Here is a 2,199-nt window from a genome sequence, read left to right on the forward strand (position 1 = left end):
CCCGGTTCGTGGAGATCGGGCCGGACAGTGTGCTCACCGCGATGGTCGCCGACTGCGTCGACGACGCGGTGGCGATTGCGTTGCAGCGTCGCGACCGGGAGCAGGTGGCCGCGTACGCCACCGGGATGGCGCAGGCGTGGACCACCGGCGTCGACCTCGACTGGACGGCCGTGCACCCCGCCGCCCGGCAGGTCGACCTGCCCACCTACGCCTTCCAACGCCAGCACTACTGGCTGTACGACCCGGCCCTCGTCGGCGCCGGCCTGCTCGCCGCCGCCCACCCACTGCTCGATGCTGCCGTGCCGCTGGCCAACACCGACGGTGTCGTCTTCACCGGCCGGTGGTCGCTGCACACCCACCCGTGGCTCGCCGACCACGCCGTCGGCGGAACCGTCGTGTTCCCCGGCACCGGCCTCGTCGAACTCGCCATCCACGCCGGTGACCAGGTCGGCGTCGGCCTGCTCGACGAACTGACCCTGCACGCGCCGCTCGTCGTCCCCGCCGCCGGCAGCGTCGAGGTGCAGGTCGCCGTGGAGACGCCCGACCCGACCGGCCGCCGGGCCGTCCTGGTGCACTCCCGGGAACGCGACGACGTCCCGTGGACCCGGCACGCCACCGGCGTCCTCACCGCCGGGGACAACCCCGGCGTCGCCCTCACCGCGTGGCCCCCCGCCGACGCCGAGCCGCTGCCGCTGGCCGGTCTCTACGACGACCTCGCCACCGGCGGCCTCGACTACGGCCCCGTCTTCCAGGGCCTACGCCGTGCCTGGCGGGCCGGTGACGAACTCTTCGCCGAGGTCGACCTCCCCGACGGTACGGAGAGCGACGGCTACGGCCTGCACCCGGCCCTGTTCGACGCCGGCCTGCACGTCCTCACCCGCGCCGACGGCGACACCCCCCGGGGCCTGCCGTTCGCCTGGTCGGGGGTGACGCTGCACGCCACCGGCGCGACCAGCCTGCGGGTCCGGCTCACCCCGGCCGGCAGCGGGGTCCGGATCGCGGTCGCCGACGCGGTCGGCGCGCCCGTGGCCACCGTACGGTCGCTGGTGCTCCGCCCGGTGCAGGTCACCGCCGGCGCCGGCGTCGCCGACGCGCTCTTCGGCCTGGACTGGCAACCGGTCACCGTCACCCCGACCGCCACCACCTGGACCTGGCACCCCGACACCGTCGGTGCCACCCCGACCGGCCCGACCGACGGCGGCTCCGCCGACGCGGTGGTGCTGCGGGCCGGCGGCACCGCCGACGTGCACGCCGAGGTGCACCGGGTGCTCGCGGTCACCCAGCGCTGGCTGGCCGGGGACGACCCCGCGCCGCTTGTCGTCCTCACCCGCCACGCCGTCGGCGACGACGTGACCGACCTGGCCGGCGCGGCGGTCTGGGGGCTGCTGCGCTCCGCGCAGGCGGAGAACCCCGACCGCATCCTGCTCGTCGACGCCGACACCGACCGGCCCGACGACGTCCTGCCGGCGGCCCTGGCGGCCGGCGACCCGCAGGTGTCGATCCGCGACGGCGTCGTCCGGGTGCCCCGGATCGTCCGCCGGACCCTCCCGGCGACCCCGTCGGACGCCCCGCTCTACGGCAGCGGCACGGTGCTGGTCACCGGCGCGACCGGTGCCCTCGGCGCGGCCGTGGCCCGGCACCTGGTGACGGCGCACGCCGTGCCGAGGCTGCTGCTCCTGTCGCGCAGCGGCACGGCCGCCGCCGGTGCCGACGACCTCGTCGCCGAGCTGACCGCCGCCGGCGCGCGGGTCGACCTGGTCGCCTGCGACGTGGCCGACCGGGACCAGCTGACCGCCGTCCTGGCCGACGTTCCGGACCTGTCGGCCGTGGTGCACACCGCAGGCGTGCTCGACGACGGCGTGGTGTCGTCGCTGACCCCGGAGCGGGTCTCGGCGGTGCTGCGGCCCAAGGTGAACGCGGCGTGGCTGCTCGACGAGCTGACCCGGGACCGGGACCTGTCGGCGTTCGTGCTGTTCTCGTCGCTGTCCGGGGTGCTGGGTGCGCCGGGGCAGGGCAACTACGCGGCGGCGAACGCGTTCCTCGACGCGTTGGCGGTGTCCCGTCGGGCCGCCGGGTTGCCGGCGGTGTCGTTGGCGTGGGGCCTGTGGGGCGAGGGTTCGGCGATGACCGACCGGCTCGGCGACGCCGACCGGGAGCGGATGTCCCGGGGCGGGGTGCTGCCGCTGGCCACCGCCGACG

Annotated in this window: 1 protein-coding gene; it reads left to right on the forward strand. The window is 76.5% G+C overall.

Annotated features, from left to right (window positions below; translation table 11 throughout):
* On the forward strand, positions 1–2,199 hold a 2,199-nt coding region (locus tag ACOJTC_RS30490), incomplete at both ends, for a type I polyketide synthase (protein ID WP_420119469.1).

The sequence above is a fragment of the Micromonospora sp. genome, assembly GCF_048594385.1.
Lineage (GTDB): Bacteria > Actinomycetota > Actinomycetes > Mycobacteriales > Micromonosporaceae > Micromonospora > Micromonospora wenchangensis.